14 protein-coding genes are annotated in these 21952 nt (G+C 71.2%); 1 reads left to right on the top strand and 13 read right to left on the bottom strand.

The genetic code is table 11. The annotated features are described in order from the left end of the window. Nucleotides 1-37 precede the first annotated feature (37 nt). A complete protein-coding gene (locus JYK17_RS25015; RefSeq protein WP_222811222.1) occupies nt 38-1408 on the top strand; it encodes a M1 family metallopeptidase in 1371 nt (456 codons plus the stop codon). 28 nt (nt 1409-1436) lie between these two features. Here JYK17_RS25015 and JYK17_RS25010 read toward each other — a convergent pair whose 3' ends face one another. From JYK17_RS25010 to JYK17_RS24950, 13 genes are all read right to left on the bottom strand, one after another. After that, on the bottom strand, nt 1437-2321 hold the full coding sequence (locus tag JYK17_RS25010; RefSeq protein WP_108011805.1) for a peptidoglycan-binding protein: 885 nt from the start codon (nt 2319-2321) through the stop codon (nt 1437-1439). Next, on the bottom strand, nt 2321-3874 hold the full coding sequence (locus JYK17_RS25005) for a DUF6519 domain-containing protein (RefSeq protein WP_222811221.1): 1554 nt from the start codon (nt 3872-3874) through the stop codon (nt 2321-2323). The genes JYK17_RS25010 and JYK17_RS25005 overlap by 1 nt, the downstream gene beginning before the upstream one ends. Nucleotides 3875-3932: 58 nt before the next feature. Beyond that, a complete protein-coding gene (locus tag JYK17_RS25000; protein WP_222811220.1) occupies nt 3933-6080 on the bottom strand; it encodes a hypothetical protein in 2148 nt (715 codons plus the stop codon). Then, on the bottom strand, nt 6080-9877 hold the full coding sequence (locus JYK17_RS24995; RefSeq protein ID WP_222811219.1) for a putative baseplate assembly protein: 3798 nt from the start codon (nt 9875-9877) through the stop codon (nt 6080-6082). The genes JYK17_RS25000 and JYK17_RS24995 overlap by 1 nt, the downstream gene beginning before the upstream one ends. Then, nucleotides 9874-12981 carry a putative baseplate assembly protein gene (locus tag JYK17_RS24990; protein WP_222811218.1) on the bottom strand — a complete coding sequence of 1036 codons (3108 nt, stop codon included), beginning with the start codon at nt 12979-12981 and terminating at the stop codon, nt 9874-9876. The genes JYK17_RS24995 and JYK17_RS24990 overlap by 4 nt, the downstream gene beginning before the upstream one ends. Further along, nucleotides 12978-13370 carry a GPW/gp25 family protein gene (locus JYK17_RS24985; protein WP_128803517.1) on the bottom strand — a complete coding sequence of 131 codons (393 nt, stop codon included), beginning with the start codon at nt 13368-13370 and terminating at the stop codon, nt 12978-12980. The genes JYK17_RS24990 and JYK17_RS24985 overlap by 4 nt, the downstream gene beginning before the upstream one ends. Then, the gene (locus JYK17_RS24980; protein WP_108011817.1) at nt 13367-13702 is read right to left on the bottom strand and encodes a hypothetical protein; all 336 of its coding nucleotides are present in this window, start codon (nt 13700-13702) and stop codon (nt 13367-13369) included. The genes JYK17_RS24985 and JYK17_RS24980 overlap by 4 nt, the downstream gene beginning before the upstream one ends. A gap of 20 nt (nt 13703-13722) precedes the next feature. Next, the gene (locus JYK17_RS24975) at nt 13723-14259 is read right to left on the bottom strand and encodes a phage baseplate assembly protein V (protein WP_108011819.1); all 537 of its coding nucleotides are present in this window, start codon (nt 14257-14259) and stop codon (nt 13723-13725) included. A gap of 99 nt (nt 14260-14358) precedes the next feature. Then, nucleotides 14359-15498, bottom strand: a complete 1140-nt coding sequence (locus JYK17_RS24970; protein ID WP_108011821.1) for a hypothetical protein — start codon at nt 15496-15498, stop codon at nt 14359-14361. Next, nucleotides 15491-15844, bottom strand: a complete 354-nt coding sequence (locus JYK17_RS24965; protein WP_222811217.1) for a LysM peptidoglycan-binding domain-containing protein — start codon at nt 15842-15844, stop codon at nt 15491-15493. Before JYK17_RS24965 ends, JYK17_RS24970 begins: the two co-directional genes overlap by 8 nt. A gap of 9 nt (nt 15845-15853) precedes the next feature. Continuing rightward, on the bottom strand, nt 15854-16540 hold the full coding sequence (locus JYK17_RS24960; protein ID WP_222811216.1) for a hypothetical protein: 687 nt from the start codon (nt 16538-16540) through the stop codon (nt 15854-15856). A gap of 24 nt (nt 16541-16564) precedes the next feature. Next, nucleotides 16565-17782 (bottom strand): hypothetical protein, encoded by a 1218-nt coding sequence (locus JYK17_RS24955; RefSeq protein ID WP_108011828.1) that lies wholly within the window; start codon nt 17780-17782, stop codon nt 16565-16567. Continuing rightward, nucleotides 17779-21952 (bottom strand): phage tail protein (locus JYK17_RS24950; protein WP_504739980.1); only part of this gene is annotated, 4174 nt, incomplete at its 5' end. The genes JYK17_RS24950 and JYK17_RS24955, both read right to left, overlap by 4 nt.

Genomic DNA, 21952 nt, shown 5'->3' with positions numbered 1-21952 from the left:
GACGAGCGGCAGTACGGCGCAGGGAGCAGAAGCGGCAGTGGCAGTTCAGCAGGCGGCGGGTGCGGACCCGTACTTCCCGGACCACGGTGACGCCCGGTACCGGGTGCACCGCTACGAGCTGGCGCTGGACTACCGCCCCGGCCCGAACCGGCTGTCCGGGACCGCCCGCATCAACGCCATAGCGGGCCGTTCGCCGCTCACCGAGTTCGTCCTCAACCTCTGCGACTTCAGGATCGGCCGGGTCCGGGTCGACGGGCGGCAGCCGCACTACACGCATCGCGGCGGCAGGCTGCGGGTCCGTCCAGCCAAGCCGGTGCGGGCCGGTGCCGCCTTCACCGTCGAGGTGCAGTGGTCGGGCAACCCCAAGCCGGTGCACAGCTCCTGGGGCGGGCTCGGCTGGGAGGAGCTGGAGGACGGGGCGCTGGTGGCGAGCCAGCCGATCGGGGCGCCGTCCTGGTACCCGTGCAACGACCGGCCCGCCGACAAGGCGTCGTACCAGATCTCGGTCACCACGCCGTCCGCGTACGCGGTGGTGGCGGGCGGCCGGCTGCTGACCCGCACGACGAAGGCGTCCACCACGACCTGGGTGTACGAGCAGTCCGCGCCGACGTCGAGCTATCTGGTGGGGCTCGCGATCGGCAAGTACCAGACGGTGCTGCTGGGCGACCCGGGGCCGGGCGGGGTGCCGCAGCACGGGCACATCCCGGCGCATCTGCTGCCCGAGTTCTCCCGGGACTTCGCGCGGCAGCCGCGGATGATGGACCTGTTCCAGGAGGTCTTCGGGCCCTATCCGTTCGGCGAGTACGCCGTGGTGGTGACCGAGGAGGAGCTCGATGTCCCCGTGGAGGCACAGGGGTTGTCGCTGTTCGGCGCCAACCACGTGGACGGGGCGCGCAGTTCGGAGCGGCTGGTGGCGCACGAGCTGGCGCACCAGTGGTTCGGCAACAGCGTGTCCATCGCGGACTGGCGGCACATCTGGCTCAACGAGGGGCTGGCCAAGTACGCCGAGTGGCTGTGGTCGGAGCGCTCCGGTGGCCGCGACGCCCGGCATTTCGCCGCCGTCGCCCACCGGTTGCTGTCCACGCTGCCGCAGGACCTGAAGCTGTCCGACCCGGGCCGCAAGTCGATGTTCGACGACCGGCTCTACGAGCGCGGCGGGCTGACCGTGCACGCGGTGCGCTGCGCGATGGGCGACGACGCGTTCTTCCGCATGCTGCGCAACTGGGCGGTGCTGCACCGGGACGGGGCCGTGACGACGAAGACGTTCACGGCCCATGTGAACCGGTTCGCGGACGAGCCGCTGGACGACCTCTTCGCGGCCTGGGTGTACGGCGCTCAACTGCCGCCGCTGCCCTCGCAGTTCCCGGCGCGGCCCACGCACCCGCCCACCAACGCCGAGTCGGCGTAGGCGGGCGGGCCGTCCGGCAGGAGGGCCGTCAGCTCGCGGGCACCTTCAGCTTGTCCCAGCTGACCTTGCCGGGGATGCCGTCGGCGTCCTTGCCCTTGAAGCCGAGCTTGTGCTGCCAGGCCTGGTAGGACTTGCGGTCGGCGTCGGTCCACTCGGGGCCCGGCCCGACCTCGTAGTGGTCGCAGCCCTCGGCGACCAGCCGCTTGCCCATGGCCGTGATCAGCGGTGACTTCTGCCCTTCGTGGAAGAAGCCGCCGCCGGGGAAGGGCGCGTGCCGGGGCTTGGACGGCGGCTTCGGGTCGTGGTCCTTGCCGCCGCCCTTCCCGGCCAGCCGTTCGGCGATGCGCTTGCGCATCCCGTCCATGGTGAAGCCGCGCGGGTCCTGCTTGCCCGGCTGCCACTCCTTGTGGCCGATGACCGACCGCTCGCTCCAGCCGTAGTGCCGGCAGATGGCCGCGGCCACCTTCTCGATGGCCTCCTTCTGCGCCTCGGGCCAGGGGTCCTTGCCGTCACCGAGGTTGATGCACTCGAAGCCGTAGAAATGCCGGTTGCCGTCGGTGTCCGCCTCGTTGTCGTGCGGCAGCTTCGACTCGTTGACGACGGCGCGCAGTACGTCGCTGTCGCCCAACCCGGCATGGTTGGCGCGGCCGTTGCCGACGAGGTGGACCTCGCCCTTCTTGTCGATGACGCCGTGGCACAGCGGGCCGGGCAGCCCGGAGTAGCCGTTGTAACAGATGTTGACCGAGTTCTCGGTGCCCGAGGTGACGGTGTGATGGATCATCACGCCGTTGATCGGACCCCATTGTCCCTTGCTGTTGCGGTTGTGGGTGCGCCAGTTGCGCACCTCGTGGACCGTCAGGCCCTCCGCCCGCAGGATCTCCAGCAGCTTGGACGCGCTCATGGGTGTGGCCATCAGTTGTCTCCCTCCGCCGCGGCCTCCGCTTCCGCCGTGGTCTGCGACCTTCCGTGCGACGGGTCCTCCGCCGCGGTCTCCTCGCGCCGTGCCTGCTCCTCCGCGGCCAGGGTGGCCTTGTCCGCGGCCGGGATGCTGCTGGCCAGCGGGCCGAAGGCGAGCCGCAGGTCGACGGCGCCCTCCTCGCCCTTGACCAGGGCCAGCGGGGCGAAGTGGCGGGCGATGCCGGCCGGCCCCTGGAGCAGCGGGCGGCGCGCCGGGTCGGCCGGCCATTCGACGGCGCCGGTCGCGGTGCGGGCCGGGATCAGCCAGTGGTCACCGGTGCGGTAGGCGCCGCCCTTGGCGAAGTACACCTCGACGCCGTCCTCCAGCGGCAGCCACTCCCCCTCGGTGACGGGGACGGCGCCGCCCTTGAGGGTGGCCGTACGGCCCTTGCGCCTGGGGCCCTCGTGGTGGTCCCAGCGGCGCAGGAACGGGTTGAGGCCGGGCAGCCGCCCGACGCCCGGCTCGGGCTCGGCGGACAGCCGGACCCGGCGGCCGGGCAGGTCGAGTTCCTCGACGCGCAGCAGCGGCAGGGCCTCCAGGCGGGAGGAGCAGGCGGTGTCCGTGAACTCCACGAGGTCGCCGACGTCCAGGTCGAGTTTGTCGTCGTGGCCGAGGGACGCCAACTGCACCCAGGTGCCGTCGAGTTCGTCGACCGGGAAGACCACGGACCCGTTCTCGCGGGACCATTTGAAGGTGGCGTCCTTCGCCGTGCCGCCCGCGTGCACCTCGACGCGGTACAGCTGGTTCTCCGTGCCGCGGTAGCGGGCGTCCGGCCTGACCAGGCAGGGGTCCTCGTCGGCGTGGTCGGGGCGTTCGCTGCGGGCCGCGAGGCGGGCCGAGGAGAGTGTCTGTCCCTTCGCCCACTTCTCGAAGGCGGCGCGGACGACCTCCTTCGACGGGTCGGTGTCCTCGATCGCCAGCTCCGCGAGCGAGAGCGGCAGCACCTGCCAGACCACCTTGACGCGGGCCGCCGTGTCCGGCATCGCCGCGCCGAGGGCGACCTCGCGCAGCGCCGGGTCCTCGGCGGCGGTCACCGAGCGCTCCCAGACGTTCAGATAGGCCACGAACGGCGCCTGCGCGGGCGAGGGCAGCCGGTCGCCGGGTTTCTCCGGGTCGCGGTAGGCGTCGGGCTGGTCCCAGTAGGTCCAGTACGAAGGTGGAGCCGCCGTGTCCTCCGCGGCGTCCTCGGCGTCCTCCTCCGGCACGGGCGTGCCCGGCGCCGGGCGGTCCGCGTCGAGGAGGATGCCGTCGACGTAGTAGCGCCCGCCGTGGATGTAGAGGGTGTCGATGTCGTGCTTGCCGCCCACGTACTCGATGCGGAAGCCCGCCGCGTCGCGCGGTCCGCCGTGCCGGCCGATCAGGTCGGCGGCCAGGGTGCGGGCCTGGTAAAGCTGGATCGCGGTCTGCTCGTTGGCGTCGGCGTCGAGCTGGACACGGCCCTGCTGGGCGACGACCGCGGAGTAGTGCCGCTCCGGCCGGAAGGTGAGACGGGAGAGGTCAGCGTGCATGAAGGGGGTCCCCCTGGTTCGGAAAAGGGTGCGGGTGCGGGTGCCTGTCGGCCTCGGATCAGGTCACGAAGAAGATCCCGGCGTCGGTGCCCGCAGGGGTGTACTCCGCGAGCCGCGCGCGCAGACCGTCCTCGCGCTGCGGCCGGTACAGGTCGTGGAAAGCGCCCTGCTCAGCCCCGTCGTCCGCGCCGCGCCGGATGTCCTCGGGGCAGCGGTCGGACAGCTGCGCGTACCAGGGCGTGCCGTAGCGCACGGACGTGAACAGCGGCCGTGCGTCGGTGCAGCGGTGGCGCCTGGGGGTGCGCGAGCCGGCCGGGACGGCCGAGTGGCGCAGGCAGCCGATGCCGCGCCGGGCCACGTGGAGCTTGCCCGTGAAGACCGAGTTCTCGGCCAACTCCACCGCGTGAGTGTGGACTTCGCCGATGACGGTCGTGCGGTGCACGTGGAGCACGGCGTGGGCGTGGCGGCAGTCCGGGGCGGACAGGGCCTCGCGCTCGGGGCCGGTGGCGTCCAGGATGCTGTCGCGCAGATGGATGTCGAGGGGGTCCTCGCTCACCTCGTCGCCGATGACCTCGACGGTGCCGAGGATGCTGTGCTCGACCTGCAGACATGCGGTGGTGCGCTCCAGCACGATGCTGGGCTCGTCGGGCGAGTGCGGCTCGCACTCGGGCTCCAGCGACCAGCCGGGTACGAGGGTGGAGTGCCGTAGGACGACGGCTCCCATCGGCCCGGTGACGTTGATGCCGCGCCCGGCGACCAGCAGCCCGTCGAGGACGATCCGCGGCCGCTCGTGCGGAGCGCAATCCTCGTCCACGGCACGGATGTTGAGGGCGTCGGGACGGTTGCTGTACCAGTCGAGGAGCCGGATCACCGGGCGGGTGCCCTCGGCTGCGCGCAGCTCCAGCCGGTCGCCCGGGTCGAGGTCGAAGTCCAGCTGCTCCTGGTGGGCGCCGCTGTGCGTGATCTCGATGATGCCGTCGGGGCCGGTGCGGCCGGCCCGGCGGTCGTGCTGCCAGGCCCGGTAGGCGTCCATGATCTGATGGTGCTGCTGCCCGGGCCCGACCCGGTAGAACGTCGCGTCGGGCCGGTCCGTGCGGTCGGGCCGCTCGTACTCGCCGCCGCCCATGTCGGCGCCGTACGCGTAGTGGTAGTCCACCCATACGCCCTGCCGGGGCGCCGACCTGGACCCGAACGCGATGCGCCCGAGCTCCGGGTCGACGGCGATCTGGCCGCGCCTGGGGCGGTAGCGCCAGTCGGAGAGGTCGGCGACCACGATGTCCGAGGGCGGTACGGGCCGGTCCTCGCCGTCGCGCCGGATGACGAAGGACTTGCCGGGGCCGTAGTAGTCGAGCAGCCGGTCGTGGAGCAGACGGCGGGTGATGAAGGCGGGGACGTTGTCGACGGCGGCGATGTGCGTGGGCGACGGCTCGGGGACGGGCTTGGTGACCAGGGGGCTGTCGTTGCCGAGGATCGAGAACGTGTAGAGGTTGCGGGCGCGGTCGATGCAGTACGCCGGGGACGAGGTCAGCGCGTACGCCCTCAGCCGCCAGACGAAGAGGCCGACTCCGGCGGGCGTCCAACCTCCTTGCCTGCGCGGGGAGTTGGCGCGGCGGACGTCGACCGTGCGGGCGGTCGTCTCGAAGGGGCCGCCGGTGAGCGCGAGCGCCGAGCCGTCCCGGAGGTCCAGGAGACGGCCCCTGCCGGTGTCCCGGTACAGCTTCACCGACTGGTTCTGGGCGACCAGCCGGGACAGCTCGACGGCGCGTGCGGGATGGCCGGCGACCCGCTCGGAGATCTCCTCCAGCAGGTGCAGTGTGCCCTTGCGGCGGCGGGCGGCGACGGTGGCCGCCACGTCCGCGCGGGGTGCGATCGCCTCGGCGAGGGCCTCGCGCCCGCCCTCGTGCAGGCCGGTGGTCAGGACGCGCTCGTAGCCGGGCAGGGTGCGGTAGCCGACCAGGTCGCCGAGGTACGGCAGCACCCAGGGCGCCGCCGTCTCCACGAACAGGTCCTCGTAGCCCTGGTCCACGCCGTCGCGGACCCGGTCCAGCTGCTCGGCGATCACCGCGAGCAGCGCGCGCAGCGGCTCGCCCTCCTCGGCGTCGCGCAGCAGGTGCCAGCGCGGCAGCAGGGCGGCGAGGCCGTCGGGCTCCCGGGCGGCTGCCGGGGTCGCCGTGTCGAACTGGACGTCCGCCGGGTTCGCGGCCATCACTTGACCTCCGTGAGGATGAGGGTGTCCGCCGCCCGCGGGGACAGCAGGGCGAGCCGGGCGGGGCGAATGCCGCGGAAGACGAACACCGAACGGCCCTTGGCGAGGCGCCGGGTGTCGGTGATGTCGGGGTTGAGGCGCAGGAGTTCGGCGAGCGTGATGCCGTACCGCGCGCAGATCCCCGACAGCGTCTCGCCGTTCGCGGCGCTGACGGTGTGCACCTGCTCGTCGTACGACGCCGGGTGGGCCGGCACCGAGGCCCTCGGCGGGCCGGGGTCGGCGAGCAGCGCGGCCAGTTCGTCCGGAGTCGCGGAGGCGGGGACGCCGGTGAAGACGTCCACGTCGACGTAGTCCACCCCGGGCACGGTGTGGGCCGTGGCGAGGAGGTCGGAGAGCCGGGCGGGCTGCCCCAACTCCCGTCCTTCGTAGCCGAGTCGGCGCATGAGCGCCTGGCGCAGCCGTGGCTCGACGTACTCCCAGGCGTGGTCGGGGGCGACCTTGACCTTCGCGGCGACGAGCAGCAGGACCAGTTCGCGTACGTCGACGCGGACGGGCAGGTCGGCGTCGCCGTATTCGGCCAGGGCGCCGCGCAGGGCGCGCAGGGTGTCCGAGTCGCCGTCCAGCGGCACGTCGTCGGTGCCCGCGACCGTCACGTGCAGCAACCGCCGCCGCCCGTCGAAGAGTTCGCGTGCGGCGGCCCTGCCGATGCCGGCCCGGGAGCGGGCGAAGTCCTCGTAGTCGGCCGGCGAGACGAGCCGGTCGAGGGCGGAGACGGCCAGCGGGACGGTACGGCGGGTCAGGCCCGGGCCGTCCGCGTCCGCGCCGCCCGTGGCCGGGCGGGGGTTGGTGACGGCGGTGACGCCGAGCGGGCGGGTCAGGGGCTGGGTGAGCCGGTCCGCGGGCACGTTGGCGGCCTTGCCGGTGCCGAAGCGGTAGCTGGCGTGGACGTTCTCGTGGCCGCTGGGCAGCCGGGCGCCGTGCACACCGTCGCCGAAGGTGACCGTGGTGCGGCCGTCGGAGGCGGTCCCGGTGATGTAGACGCGGTCGCGCGGGCCCCGTCCGGCGAGACTGTCCACCTCGTGCCAGAGCACGCCGTCGACCCGGATCTCCAGCACCGGTGTGGCGCCGAGGGGGTTGTCGTCGGCCAGCCAGGTCAGCGGGGACTGCCAGAGCGCGAAGGTCTGCCCGACGCGGTCGGAGTCGCCGCTGCCGATGGCCTCCTGGCGGCTCTCGCCGTGGGTGGCCTCGACCACGTTGCCGAGGATCTTCACCGTGTCACGGCGGTAGCGGTGCACGAGGTCGGTGGTCAGGGTCAGCCGGGTGTGGACGTGGTCGCCGGGCAGCTGCGGGTCCACGGCCGGGTCGGCGGCGGCGATGGCGACGACCTCGGTGGCGGTGACACCTGCCGTGCCGGGGATGTCGCTGCGCTCGCCGGTGACGACGAGCAGCCGTCCCGCGCTCAACCCGTCGTACAGCTCGGCGAGTTCGATCTCGTTGCCGTGCACGTCCTCGCCGAGCGGCTCGTCCGCCGGGCGCAGCGGCTCGCCCGCCGCGTACACCGTGGTGTCGCGGATGTGCGACAGCAGGACGTCGAACTCGTCCAACCACGGGTCGGCGAGGGTGAGTTCGGTGCCGCGGCCGGTGATGCCGTAGTTGGTGTACGCCGCCGTACGCACCGACACGACCTGGGTGGTGACGAACGCCAGCTTCGCGTCGCCGGGGATGCCGTCCTGGGCGCCCTTGGTGGGGCGCTGGATCGCGACCCAGCTGCCGACGGTGATGCCGGTGTGCACGGAGTCGAGCTGGAGCACGTTGCGGTTGACCGGGGCCGGCTTGCTTGCGATGACGACCTCGATGTTGGGCTCGCTGCTGCCCACCGTGTAGCGCAGGCTCACCTCGTACTCGCCGTGGGTGAACTGCCGGGTGTCGCCCGGGCGCAGGGACTCCTCGCGCGCGGTGCCGTTGTTGACGCCGACGTGGACCACGCCCTGCTCGTCCGGACGGGACACGAACAGGGTCCGCGCGGGCAGCCCGTCGCGGAGGCGGATGTTGACGCCGGGCTCCTGGGAGTCGGCGGGGCGGCGGGTGAGCCAGCTCAGATCGCGGTCGTGGGGGGCGCGGGTCGACAGGTCGACCTGGCCGGGCCCGAGCGTGAAGCTGACCTGCTGGGTCAGCGGCAGGGTCACGGCCCGCTGGTCGGAGCTGTTGCCCTCCACGTACTGGAACTCCGCCCGCACCGGCGCCTTCGCCCCGGTGTCGTAGACGATCCGGACACCGGTGAGCGCGGCACCCGTCAGCGGCCAGTCCGTGGACCGGATGACCCGCCCCTTGTCGTCCTGCACGGGCTTGAGCGGCGCCGTCGCCCCGAACGGAGCCGCGGTGACCCGCATGGCAAGCAACGCCCGCAGCAACTGCCCGGTCGCCCCAACGGCCGCCCTCCGCCAGGCCGGATACAGACTCCTGACCCCCGGATTGAGCACAGCGAGCAACCGAGCAGCATCGCCCCCGGGCCGCCCAGCACCACCCCCGCCGGACGCGCTAGGAGCCTGGGCTCGCAAGGCGGGAAGAACAGCACTCAGCGCATTGAAGGCGGCGTCGCGAGAGTCACCCTCCAGGGGCGCGGGGAACTGCGCGACAAGCCCAGACGAACCCGCACCCGCCAACGCACCCCCAGGGGCACCCTCATCGGCGTCCTGCGCAGGAGCCAACCCCATTGCACGAGCCCCGAGTTCATCCAGCACCGCATGCAACTGCTCGAACCACCCCGCAACCTCCTCCCACGGCTCGGCCAACACCTCAGCCTCACCCAGCCGCGCAACAGGCTCCGCCAGACACCCCACCAACCCCTCGGGCGTCTTCACGTCCCCCAAAGCCGTCCGCAGCGGCGCAAGCACCTGATCCTCGAAATCCTCGATCAACCGACTGACCGGCCGCGGATTGGGCACCTCGGGCGTCGGCGGCTCATCCCCGGGCTCCCCGGGAGCAGACGGCTCCGCAACCCACCGCAGCACCTCGTCGACCAGCTCCTTGAGCGTAGGCGGCGCGGACTTCGGCAGCGTGAGCACCGTGACGTCCTCGTCCCGATCGACACGCACCCCGGCGATCGGCAGCAACTTCCGCTCCCCACCCGCCTGTTCACCAAAAACGAACAGCAACTGATCCCCGGTCTGCAGAGAGTTCCCCGTCCCCTCGACGAACAGCTCGGACCGCCGCTCCAGATCCGCCGGCGTCACCAGCGCCGGCCGCCTCCTGCGCACCTTCAGCTCGTTCCAGTCCCAGCGGGCCGTGAGGTCCCGGCTGGTCTCGAAGGTGACGGACTCCTCGTCGGCGGAGGCCGGCACGCTGTGGGTGCGTGCGCCGCGCGGGATCACGACGGGCAGCGTCTCCGCGCGCGGGTCGCGTTCGAGGGTGTACGCCAGGTGCGTGGCGGCGGCGACCCCGGGGCGCGGCCGGTGGCCGACGAGGCGGCCGAGCAGGACGAGCGAGCGGTGTTCGCCGACCGTGCGGATGTAGGCCTCGTCGGCGATCCGCTCCGAGTGGAAGGTGAGCAGGTCGCCGAGGACGGCGGTCGCGTCGAGGAGGCCGATGGCCGGGTCGTCGGGGGTGCGTACGGTCAGCCCGTCGAGTGCCGGGTACGCCGGTGACGCGAGCCGGTCGAGCAGGGCGGCGAGGAAGGAGCCGTACTCGCCGACGCGGTAGTCGAGGGCGGTGCGGCCGGGCGGGTTGTGCACGGGAACGGGCGCCAGGCGCTCGTCGTGGCCTCCGCACGCCCCTCCGCAGGAGCACGTCGTACTCATCGGGCACCTCCCAGGGCTATCGCCAGCAGGCCGTTCTCCGGCCGGTCCGGATCGTTGTCGCAGGTGGCGATCTCCAGCGGGCCGAGCCGCAGCACGCCGTCCTCCCTCTCTCCTCGTTCCTGCTCGAACAGCCGCCGCAGCCGGGTGACTTCGACGCTTCGCACGCCCGGTACGGCGGCGGCGACGGCGACCAGCCGGCTGAGCCGTACGGGCTCGCCGAAGGTCAGCGCGTCCGGGTGGAAGAACCCGAGCCGTCCGTCCGCGAGCCGGCCGCTGCCCAGCACGCGGTACAGCTCGGCCAGGATCTGCCCGTGCTGATGGCCGGGCGCGGCGCACACGTTCAGCCGGATGTCGAGCGGCACCAGGCGGGCGGGGCCGACGACGAGGTCGTGGCCGATGCGCCGGTACGCCTCCAGGGACTGTTCCACCCGCGCGAGCAGTCCGGCCGACGGCTCGGCGCTGCCGTACGAGTCGATCGCGACGTGTGCCTCCTGGACGCTGCCGGTCCAGCGGATCTCGGCGGCAGCCCGCTGTACGCCGGGCAGTGCGCAGGCGAGGGCCGCGTAGTCCTCGGCGGTGACGGCGCGCTGCCGGGTGCGGCGCAGGTCGAGCGGGGCCAACTGGCGTGCCTGCTCGGCGGGTTCGGGCTCGACGCCGCCGGTGGCGGGCAGCGGGTTGCGGACCTCGGCGGCCGGGGGCCGCTCGCAGTCGCTCTGCACGACCAGGTGGTTGATGGCCTCGGCGCCCACGTTGCCCGCGTGCCCGCCGCCACGCCGGTACTGCAGGGCGAGCCGGGTGCCCGGTGCGGGCCTCGCGCCGTGCCGGCCGTCGCCGAAGCGCAGGGCGAGGCGGCCGTCGTCCTGGAGTTCACCGACGAAGTGCCGGTCGCGTGGCCCGCTGTGCAGCAGGTCGCGGCGCGGCACCCAGGTCTGCTCGCCGTCCTCGACGCGCACGGCGGGCAGCGCCTTGCGGGGATCCTGGTCGGCGGCGGCGGTCGCGGAACCCCGCAGCACGGGCTCGTCGGGGTGCAGTCCGGCCGCGTACGCCGGGCCCCAACTGTGCGCGATCTCCCAGGCGATGTGCCCATCGAGCACGGTGCCCGCGCGGGCCCGGGCGGCGAGGATCTCCACCCGGCGCAGCTTGGCGTCGAGCAACTCGTCGTTTCTGTGCAGGAGTTCGCGCAGGGCCCGGACGGGATGCGTCCGCAGCTCGTACCGCTCGATGGTCTTCAGGCCGTAGACGACGGTCAGTTCGGCGATCTCCTCGTCCGAGAGCCCGTCGCGGTCGCGGGCGCTGCGCCACAGCTCGACGAGCCGCTGCCGCACTCGCCCGGGGATCGCGGCGATGCGCTCGGCCTGTCCTGCGGCGACGGTCTGCGGGTCGGGGAAGGGCACCGCCTGGACGACCGGGGAGCGGCCGAGGACCGGGCGGAAGCGGGGCTTGATGCCGGGATACACGGACTGGGCGAGGAGGGTGCGCAGTGCGGCGGCCTGGGCGTACGCCGTGCCGGGCACCACGCGTTCGTGGCGCTGTCCGGCGCGTTCCAGACCGATTCCGGCGCGTACGGTCGCCGCCTCTCCCACCACCTGGAACAGTTCGCGGACGTCGTCGGGGACGAGTGCTTCCCCGCTCTCCGTGCGGTCCGTGAGGGAGTTGATCAGCCGGGCGGGTGCGTTGCCCTCGGCGGGGTCGTCGCATCCGAAGGCGGGCCGGTCGCAGGGGGCGACGACGGCCGGTTCCGGCGGCACGGTGGCGGTCTCCGGCAGGCCGGTGAGGGTGCGGCCGTGGTCGACGAGGACGACGTTGCCGCGGGCCAGGGTGACGTCCTCGACGGGCAGGCAGTCGCGTCCGCCGCGCGTGGTGAGGCAGAGCGGGAAGCGCAGCGCGTCCTCGGCGGCCCAGGTGACCTCCAGGACCGGCTGGTCCTCGATGCGGTCGACGCCCGGGGTGACGGAGGTCAGGCGCACGGCCTGGCGGTGGCTCGGGTCCTGGTCCCCCGGGGTGCCCGTGCGCGGGCCCTTGACCTCCTCCAGGATCAGCAAGTCGCCCGGTGTGAGCGCGAGTTGGCGGTCCCGGCAGGTCTCCGGGTCGTCCCACTCGTCGCGCAGGGTGGCGGAGGTGGCGCCCTTGGGCAGGGTGCACACCTCGCCGCCCCAGGTCCACAGGCGGATCGCGTTGTGCGCGACCTTGAGTTCGAGCGGGTCGGCGGCGAGGACCGGTTCGAAGACCTCCACCGAGCCGCGTTCATCCAGGTCGCCGAGGTCGTTCTCGTCGATCACCGGGCCCGGCTCGGGCCGGTCGTGCGGGTCGAGGCTGCGGACGTCGACGGAGGCGAAGCGGAAGGTGCCCGGGGCCAGCGTGGTGTCGCCCGCGGTCCGGACGGTGACGTAGGCGCGGGCCGTGCAGCCGTCGTGCATCGCGTAGTCGATGAGCCGGACGTGCCGCCGTACGGAGACCCGGCGGCGCGCGGTGTCCAGATAGGCCTCGGTGGCGACCGCGTCCTGCTGGTAGCTGATCTGGTCACCGGTGTACGCGAGCAGTTCGACGAGGGTGACGCCCAGGTCGGCGGGGTTGCGCTCGACCCAGTCGGGGGTGGTGAGCGCGAGCCGGTCGAGGAGCAGCTTGCGGATGGTGTCGTAGTCGCGGGCGGTGTAGTCGATGACGGGCGCGGCGGGGAAATCGGTCTGTCCCCCGGCTGTTTCCTTGCAGTCGAACGGAGTTGGGCAGTCCGGCCGGAAGGTGAAGGCGGCGCGGTGGTAGCGCTGGTCGAAGCCGCGGAAGGGTTCCGTGCCCGGGCGGCCGTACGGGTCGGTCTCGACGAGCGCGAGGACGTACCGGGAGGTGTCGCCGGTCCGGTCGAGGGTGACGTAGAGCCGGTCGTCGAGCTCCGGGTCCTCCTCGCGTTCGACGCTGACGTCGACGGCGGTGATGCCGGTGATCCGGCGGCCGCCGTCGATGCGGATGTTCTCGGGGCCGAGGCCGTGCGGGGCCTTGCCGAGGAAGGTGACGGTGAGCAGGAGTCCGTCGTCGTCGACCTCGACGGCGTCGATCCCGTTGAGCTGCGCGGCCCTCACCTTGGCCCGCCGGGACGTGGCGGTGGTCATACGGCCCTCCCTTCGAAGACGTCGTCGGTGCGGGCGCCGGTGGCGCGCAGGACGTACGACAGATGGACCCGTACGGCGTTGTCGTCGCTGATCACGTCGAGGGCGACGACGTCGATGAGGTCGCCCAGCCAGCGCTGCAGCGAGGCCTGCACGGAGAGTTCGAGCGTGCTGACGATTTCCGGGCTGTTGGGCGCGAAGACCAGGTCGAGCAGTCCGCAGCCGAAGTCGGGCCGCATGACCCGCTCTCCCGGGCTGGTGAACAGCAGTTGCTCGATCAGGTCGTGGATGTGCTCGGCGTGGGCGGCGTGCGCGGTGCGGCCCCGCCGGTCGGCGCGGAAGGGGAACGCGATGTCGGTGCGCGGGCGCACTGCCCGGCTCGGCTGGCTCATCGGACGGTCACCTTTCGCGGTGCGGCCATGACGACGGGCGGGCCCTGCGGCACGAAGGCGGCGGTGAAGCAGAGGGCCGCGGAGGTGTCGAGCAGCACGGGGACGCCGTCGACCGTGATGCCGGTGCCGTCGGCGGTCCAGCGGACCGAGACACAGGGTGTGGGCACACCGTCGACGGTGTGCGGGCAGCCGGCGACGACGTAGGTGTGCCTGGCCGTCGCGACGGCGGCACCTCCGATGCGTACGCCGCCGGAGGGTGTGGTGGCGGCGGTGACCCGGCCGCCGTGCGGGCAGCCGATCACGGCGCCGGCGTCGAGCAGACTCCCGGACAACTTGGTGCGTCCCCCGTCCTCTATCGCTTCGAGAGCACGCTCAACTGGCCCTCGTTGATGGTTACTTCCTTGCCGCGGAGCACGATCTCGGCGCCTGCGCCGGTCGCGATGACCACGGCCTCCTTGGTGATGCGGATGTAGGCGCCGCCCTGGGCCTGCAGCAGGATCCCCTGCTCGGCGCCGGCGGTGTCGTTCATCACGATCTTGTGCGCGCCCGGGGTCTGCACGACGACGGGCTTGTCCGGCGAGTTGGCCTGCAGCGCACGGCGCGCATCGGGCGGCAGCTCCTCGGCGGCCCCGTACCAACACCCGGTCCACACGGGGAAACTGGGGTCTCCCTGCTCGAACTCCACCCACACTCCGGCACCGGGCGGCGGCACCACGAACTGCCCGGCCTCGGGACCGGTGAACGGCAGACAGGGCAGCGCCCAGGTGGACGCCTCGTCGCCGAGGACGTCGGGCACCTCGACGGTGACACGGCCGATCCGCAGCGGGTCGTTGTTGTCGACGACGCGGCCGCGGAACTTGCCGAGGTAGCGATTGTTGGGTGCCGCCATGCTGAACTGCTCCTGGTGGGTGGGCCGTTGAGGGGCGTCGGGTGGAACGGGCGGTTCTGGTGGTACGGGTGGATCAGGCGGTTCAGGTGGTTCGGGTGGCTACGGCCGGACGTGGTCGCTGCGGGCCTCCAGCCCTTCCCTGGAGAGGGTGAAGTTCTGCTGGAAGGAACCCGGGCGCAGGTTGTGGGTGACGGACTTGACGTAGTAGTCGCCGTCGTACGCCCGCCCCGAGCCGCGCACGCCGACCAGTTGGCGGGGCTGCAGGATGTAGCCGTGCCGGTTGACGTCGAGCGAGCCGGATCCGGAGACCACGTCGGCGGAGACGGCGGCGCGGGCGAGGAGTTCGGCCTCGGCCTGCTCGCGCTGCTGCTTGGCGGTGCCGGAGAGCGTCTTGCGCTTGAGCGCCGGGGTCGGCCGCCGCCCGAGGGGCGGGCGCAGCGGGCTGATCGGCGGCTGGGGCAGCAGGGTGGACACGCGGGTCCCCGGGTCCTGCCAGCGCGCCTGCGGTTCCTCGCGAGCCGTGCCGTCGTACGAGAACGTCAGCTGGTCCACGGTCGTGTTGGCGTCCATGTTGACGTTGAGGGCGTGCTGGCGGATGCCGAGACGGACCTCGGGGCCCCAACGGGCGGACGACTGGCCGGGGTTGGGGCCGGGTTCGAGATAGAAGGTGTAGCCGTTGGCGCGCGCGAGGTCGGTGACGTACTGGAGGTCGGTGCCCGTCTGGTAGTGGACGCGGAGGTCCTGGTGCGGCGGCTGGGCGATCTTCTCGGCGTAGACGTCGGGGCGGATGCCGTAGTCGGAGTAGCGGCGCAGGATCGCGAGGACGCGCTGGGAGGGCGGCAGATTGGGATAGCGAGCGGTGCGCTCCTCCAGGTCCATCAGGAGGGTCAGGTCCTCGCCGGTGACGGTGAGGGTGGAGTGGCCGGGCTGGTTGCTGGCGCCGACCTCCTGCCGTACGACGAGCCCGTCGAAGAGGACGTCGGTGGTGCCGCGGACGCTGACGGTGACGATGAGCCGGGTCTTGGGGTCGAAGAACCCTTCGGGCAGCAGCCGTTGGTTGATGATCCCGGTCTTGGTGAGGTCGAACGCCAGCTGGAATCCGCTGCGTTCGCCGGCGGTGGCGGTGATCTGCGCGGACAGCAGGGCCTCGGTCACCTCGGCCGGGACGGGGCGGGCGAGCTTCGGCCCCATGAGCAACGTGATGTGAACGGGCCCCTGCCCGACGGGCTGTTCAGACACGCCGGTGCCCTCCCGGCTCGGGAATCTCGACGACCCGCCCGGCCTCTTCGGTCAACTCCCGGGGATCCAGTACGGGGTTGGCGTCGGCGATGCGCCACCACTGACCGGGGTCGCCGTAGAACTGCTGGGCGAGGAGGTCGGGGCGCTCACCGGCGCCGACGGTGTGGGCCTGGGTCTCGCTGTCGTCCAGTGGGGGCAGCAACCGGCGCTTGGCGTACCGGACTTCGGTCCCGTCGGGCTGCCGGTGCACGCCGATCTCGCCGTCGTGGTATCGGCTGGTGCGGGGGTAGGGGTGCGCGCCGGGTATCGCGCCGAGGGCGTTCTCGTAGGGCTGGATGTCGGCCATGGGTGTGTGTCAGCCCCTTCCACTCAGTACGTCCGCGCCGGGCAGCCTGAGCGCACCGAGGCTGCCGCCACGGGCGGCTGCGGCGAGCCGTTCCTTCTGCGCGAGATGGGCCATGTAGAGGTCGGCGCCGCGGTGCCCTGCGGGCAGGTCGCTGACGGTGAGGATCTTCATGCCGATGCTGAGGGAGGCCCGTATCGGGTTGAGATTCACGTCGAACGCGGATTCGTTCACGGAGAGTTCGGTGAGCCGCACGGGCATGACCCGCTTGCTCCCCCACGTGAACAGCGTCAGCGGCATCTCGATCGGACTGATCTCGATGGTCCCCTTCTGCGACAGCCGGCTCGCGGCGCGCAACTGCGCGGTGGTGGGCTGCACGAGCATCTCGAGCGTGGCCAGTTGGGGGTGGATGCCGTCGGGCGCGGCGATCTCCAGCTGGTCGGTGGCGTCGATCTCGGCAGTGAACTTCCAGGTCTCCTCGGCGGGGCCCTTCAGCCGCAGAGCCTCGTTCCGGTCGCCATTCCCGGTGCCACCAGCTCCGCCGTCACTGCTGTCCCCGGCGGACTGGGGGGCGATGCTGCGCTCCAGGGTGTCGGGGTTGAACTGGAGGACGATGACGCGTTGGGGGGTGCCGCGGTCGGGGTCCACTACGACTAGGCCGGAGCGGATGGGTTTGGGGATGTTTGCGTAGCGGGTCATCGATTCTCCTGGATACGCACTCGCTCAGCCTTGGACCTTGGTGCTCGACACACGACATCCGTCGCACCAGAAGCAGTAGACGATGCCCCCGAAATCCAGAGTCCCGAAGGGAGTGCGGCTGCTGTCCATGTACGCCAGGAACGGCATGGCGTTGTGGCATTCGGGGCAGCGCGGATGATTGTCCGCCTCACGCCACTGGGGCAGTCCGCCCACTTGGTGCAGAGTCTCCCCCGGCACCGCGCGCACGCTCACTCCACACTGATTGGGGTGCCTTTCCAGAGCGAGTGACCGCTCAGCGCCGGTGAGACTCAGCTTGGGGTCGGCGGGACCGTGCGGCCCGTAGTAGACGGTGAGCCCATCGGGGTCAATGCGCACCGTCGTGGAATCCAGTGCGCTGCATCGGCAGGAATACCAGTAGAAGACCGGGTCGTGGGTGAGATCGTAGGGGAGGGAACTCGCCGACAAGGACAGCAGCGGAGCGCTGGGCTTCTCACAGGACGGGCAGATGGGCACCTCCCCCGAAGCGGCTCCTCCGACCACGTGAGGGCTTGCTCCGGCTTCGGCAACGAAGCCCATGAACGCGGGCTCGCAGACTGCCCTGCCCTCCGTGTTCGGGAGTCCTCCCGCGAGTTCGACGAGCAGTTCCCAGGCCGGGTCGTCGTTGATTTCACCTCTCAGTGCGCGCACCCGTGCCAGGGCGTGCTCCGTCCGGGCCAGAGCCAGCTGGATCAGCGCTGCCGGGTCGCCCTCACGACGCCACTCGTCGGTCAGGTCGTCCACGGACGCGTCGGAAGCTCCGGACAACAGCCCGAGCTGGACGTGCTCGTTCTCGATCCGGTCCTGGTACGGACGCAGGCGCTCAGGTGTGTAGACCGCCATGCTGTACAGGACGTTGGACACGGGGGACTTGGGCTGGCCGATGGCCAGGTAATCGGCGATGAAGCCGTCGAGCAAAGTGTCGGGAAGCCAGGGCACCAGGCGCGCCGCGGAGCGGACCAGCACGGGGTGCCGACGCAGGCGTTCCGCCGCGCCGGTCTTCTCCTCGGCCGCATCGGGGACGAGTTCGAGGTACTGGGCAAGGTACTCGGCCACGTGCCTGTGCTCGGTGGTACGGAGCAACTCGGCGGCCTCGCCGACGCCCTTGTCCGGCTGACCGGCCAGGTGCGCGAAGATCCGATCCCGCTTTGCGGGTCCGGACAGCCGCGTGCTCGCCATGATGCTGTCGATCTGCGTGTGCGTCACTTTGCTTTCTTCCAGTAGTAGATCAGCATTCTGTCGATTGCCCTGGAGTACCGGATCTGCCCCTGGTCCACCAGCTTCTTATAGTGTCGGGCAAAATGCGCCACGTACTCTTTTGTGAGGACTTCGGGTGGAGTCGACAGCACGGTGAGATAGCGTTGGAAATCGAATTTTGCGGCCCGCGTGAGGTCCTGAGCGTCACGTTCGTACTGGGCTGGCTGGTTCTTTCCGCCCCAGGTCCGACCGAGTTTGTGGATCCGCTCCGGTATGAGCAGCGTCAGCGCCTGCTTGTATTTGTTCTGCGCTTCCTTCTGGTGCTTCTTTCGGCCCTGGCTCTTGTCTCGAGCGAGCAACAGCTTGTCGTTGAGGACCTTTTTCTTGCGCTGCTCAAGATCTTCCTTCTCCTGCCTGGTGAGGATGCCGGCCTCGTCATCCTCCAACATGCGCTGCAACTCGTCGTCGGTCGCGGCCGCCTCGCTGATGGCCTTGTCCTGCTCCGCCTGGATCACGGCTCGCCCGGAGGGGATGTGGTCTGCCGTGTACTGCTCGGTCAGCGCCATGCTCCGCTTCTTCCGAAGACGCTTGTCACGACGCTGGCGCTTGCGGGTGCCTTCGTAACTGTTGGTTTCGCCCACCTTCACGAAGTCGTCGTCCACCGTGAAGGGGTAGTCCAGGATCTCCTGCAGTCCCGGATCGAACGTGGCCCGGCTCTGCCCGTTGCGGGCCTGCTGGGCGCTACCGCCACCCGGTGGCCGCTCGCTCTGAGCCTCCTCGCGCAGCCGCCCGGTCCGCTGTTGCCTTACCTGTTCGGTTCCCGGAGTCTGTGGCGTCGTCCCATCGCCCAAAGCTGCGGCAGCGTCCTCGCCCTCGAGCTGATCCGCTTCGCCGACACCCTCCACAGGGTTGAGGCGAGCCTCGATCTCGACGACGTTCGAACCCCGCAGGTCCAGGCCGGTGAGGCGGTACCACAGCCGCATCGCTGCCAGGACAGCCTGCATGGCCGTGCGCAGGATGCCCTTTTGCAGTAGGGCCCGGAGTTTCGGCCGAATGCGCGCGGCGATCTTCTGCAGCCGCGCCTCCTTCGACTCCTTCGACTTCTCTTCCTTCTTACGCTGGTCTTGTTTGCGCCTCTTCTCTTCCTGCCGGCGCTTCTTGTGGTCCCGGAACTGGTCCCTCTTCTTCTTGAAGAAGTTCCGGAGCTTGGACGCACCGTTCTTCAACGCCTTGCCGAGCTTCGACTTCTTCAGCTTGCGGCCGAGGGTCTTGGCGGCGTTGCCGACCTTCTTCAGGGCGCCCTTGACCGCACCCTTGGCCTTCGAGAGGGCCTTGCCCATCGGGGACTTGGGCTTCCTGGGCTTGGTCGGCTTGGGGCCCTCGATCTCCTTCTGCTTCTTTTTCGAGGGGGACTTGGGCTTCGTATCCGCGCCGGAAGGCTTCTCCTTGTCCGGCGTCCGGTCCCTGTCCGGCGTCCGGTCCTTCGCAGCCTCCTGCTCCCGCTCCGGCGTCCGGTCCTTCTCGGGCGAACTCTCCTTCGGCTTCCCTTCCGCCGCATCCGGCTTCTTAGCCGGCCCCTTAGGCGTAGCGTGATCCTTCGGTTTCACCGGGGACTTGGGGTCAGGGGACGCTTCGCCCTTCGGCCTAGAAGCCCTGCCGTCCCGGGACAGGGCCTGGCGGGCCTTCCGCACCGCGCCTCGCGCCGAGTTGACCGCCGAGCCTGCCGCCTTCTTCGCCCCGCCCCCGACCTTCTTCAGGCCGTCCATGATTTTCTGGGCCATGCCCTTGAGGCGTTTGCCGACGCCCTTGGTGGCTCGGGAGAGGCGCTGAAGGAGGAAGTTGGTGATGAAGTCCAGGAGGGCGACGACGCCGGCGGCGACCGCTTCCGCGAAGAGGCACGCCGCCGGGCCCGCCTTCACCGCCTTCAGGTAGGCCCAGAATTTCGAGAAGGCGGACAGGATCGAGCTGACCGTCGACCAGGCCGCCATCAGGCCCTGGATGATCGTGAGGATGGCGCCCGCCGCAGGCACGATCATCGAGACGACCTTTTCGATGACCAGCGACGCGATCATCATCGGCAGTGAGGCGATCACCGCGTCCCAGGCCATCTTGCCGATCTGTTTGATCGATACGCAGCCCTTGACCAGGACGTCGATGACGGCCTTGCCGAGGCCCAGGATTCCCTCGACCTTGGTGTCGAACCAGCCCTTCACCGCCACCTTGATGGCGCCCCAGAGGTGGTCGGTGATGCCGGTCTTCGCCGAGCTGCCCGCCTTGGCGATCCAGCCGCCCGGGTCCGGTGCGATGTCCGCGACGAGGGCCGCGAACTTCCCCAGCGCCTCGATCGCCGCCTGCGCGAACTTGATCGCGCCGACGATGACCGCCTGGTACGCCTTGATGACCGCCTTGACGCCGGCTTCGAGGACGTCCAGCAACGCGTTCAGGCCCGCCGCCAGCGCGTCCAGCAGGCTGTTGACCGCCTTTTTCAGGCCATCGGCGAGTTTGTTGACCGTCGCGATCGCCGCGTCCCGCAGGCCCTCGATCGCCTTGCGGAAGCGGTCCCGTAGCTCCGGGAAGGCCGCGAGGAGCGTGTCGCCTATCGCTATCAGTACGTCCGCGAGGGCGTTGATCGCCTTGATCGCCAGGTCGCGTACGAAGTCGATGGCCTTGTTGGCCCAGTCCTTGAACTGGTCGATGATCCCGTTGACGGCCTTGCGGGCGGCGTCGAAGACCGCGGTGACCGCCGCGAGCAGGCCCTTGAAGAAGTCGGCGACCTTGTCGGCGACCCAGCCGAGCAGCCCGCCGGAGGGCTTCTTCTCCTCCTTCTTCTTCCTGGCCTCCTTCTCGGCGTTCTCCCGCTCGGTGTCGATACGGCCGTTGTCCTTGTCCTTGCGCGCGCCGATCTCCTTGTCCTTGTCGTCGCGCGCCTTGACGATCTCCTTGTTCTTCTTGTCGTGCTCGTCGCCGGAGTGCTTGTCCGCGTCCTCGATCTTCTTGTCCTGCTCGCTGCGCCAGCTCTCGCGCTGCTTCTGCGTCTCCTGGGCGACCCGGCCGCGTTCGGCGGTCTGCTGCGCGGTGTTGCGCTCGACCTCGCGGTCGATCTCGTTCTGCTTGTCCTGCTTGGCCTTCTGCTCGCCCTGCTGGTGCTGCTTGTCCTTGGTGGCGAGATCGCCCTGCGCCTTGCCCGCGCCGGCGGTGATCTCGGTGCCCTTCTCCTGCTTGGCGACCGCGCCCACGCCGGCCTGGGGCGCGGGTGTGGCTGCCAGCGCGCCGGCCTTGCCGCCACCGCCGCTCCCACCGGACGCCTTGCCGGTGAGCCGTTCCGCCGGGGCGTTCGGGTAGATCTGGTCCTCGCCGAGCGGCTTGGCCGCGTCCGCCCGTCCGGTCGTCTGCAGGTCGGACTGCTTGTCCTTGAGCGCCTTGGCCTGGTCGTCGGTGCGCGTCGGGTCGCTGGGGCCCTCAAGGCGGATCTTGGGCGCGGGGCCGACGGTCTTGTTCTCGAGTGCGGGGTCGGTGGTGGGGATCGAGTCGGCCGTCGCCTCGACGTGCTTCGCCTCGGACTCGCTCAGGCCCTTGTCCGGTACGGCGGGAGGCGGCGGCGGAGGCACGTCGGCCGCGGGCTGCCTGCCCTCGGCCTTGTCGCCGCCCTTGGCCTTCTGATTCTCACCCTGGTCCTCGGGGCCGACCCGCTCCACCTTGCCGGTGACCTGGGCGGCCGGGGGCGCTGCCTGCGGCGGCGCGGAGCGCGTCTGCGGCGCCCCGGAGGGACGTTCACGCGTCGGCGGGGCCGCGTCCAGCCGCTTCTGCTCGTCGGCGATCTTCTTGTCGGCGGCCTTGTCGACCCCGGGCATGGCGGCGGCGGCCTGGTCGGGCGCCAGTTTGCTGACGGTCTGCACCGCTGTCTTGGGGTCCTGCCCGGAGACGTCCGGCGGGTCCTGCTGCTTCTCCTTGGCCGCGGCCTCGCCGCCTCCGCCTCCGCAACTGCCCTGCTTGCCCCCGTCCTGCTCGGGCGCGGGTGCGGGCGGCGCGCAGCCGCCGCCGTCCTTCTCCAGTGAGGCCTCGGGCCTGGGTGCGTCGGTCGCCGCGCTCTGGCCGGGCCCGGCGGCCTGCTCGGCGGCCGGGCTCACCGCCGCCTGGGCGACGGACGGCGCCGCACCCGGACCCGCTGCGACGGCGGGC

The sequence above is a fragment of the Streptomyces plumbidurans genome (assembly GCF_019857225.1).
Lineage (GTDB): Bacteria > Actinomycetota > Actinomycetes > Streptomycetales > Streptomycetaceae > Streptomyces > Streptomyces plumbidurans.
This window is presented reverse-complemented; position numbering and strand designations above follow the sequence as displayed.

Bases quoted from the DNA above. Each gene is read 5' to 3' on its own strand.
- JYK17_RS24985 (WP_128803517.1), bottom strand. From the start codon at position 13,370: ATGAGCCAGCCGAGCCGGGCAGTGCGCCCGCGCACCGACATCGCGTTC.
- JYK17_RS25005 (WP_222811221.1), bottom strand. From the start codon at position 3,874: ATGCACGCTGACCTCTCCCGTCTCACCTTCCGGCCGGAGCGGCACTAC.
- JYK17_RS24975 (WP_108011819.1), bottom strand. From the start codon at position 14,259: ATGGCGGCACCCAACAATCGCTACCTCGGCAAGTTCCGCGGCCGCGTC.
- JYK17_RS24995 (WP_222811219.1), bottom strand. From the start codon at position 9,877: ATGAGTACGACGTGCTCCTGCGGAGGGGCGTGCGGAGGCCACGACGAG.
- JYK17_RS25000 (WP_222811220.1), bottom strand. From the start codon at position 6,080: ATGGCCGCGAACCCGGCGGACGTCCAGTTCGACACGGCGACCCCGGCA.
- JYK17_RS25010 (WP_108011805.1), bottom strand. From the start codon at position 2,321: ATGGCCACACCCATGAGCGCGTCCAAGCTGCTGGAGATCCTGCGGGCG.
- JYK17_RS24965 (WP_222811217.1), bottom strand. From the start codon at position 15,844: ATGGCCGACATCCAGCCCTACGAGAACGCCCTCGGCGCGATACCCGGC.
- JYK17_RS24990 (WP_222811218.1), bottom strand. From the start codon at position 12,981: ATGACCACCGCCACGTCCCGGCGGGCCAAGGTGAGGGCCGCGCAGCTC.
- JYK17_RS24960 (WP_222811216.1), bottom strand. From the start codon at position 16,540: ATGACCCGCTACGCAAACATCCCCAAACCCATCCGCTCCGGCCTAGTC.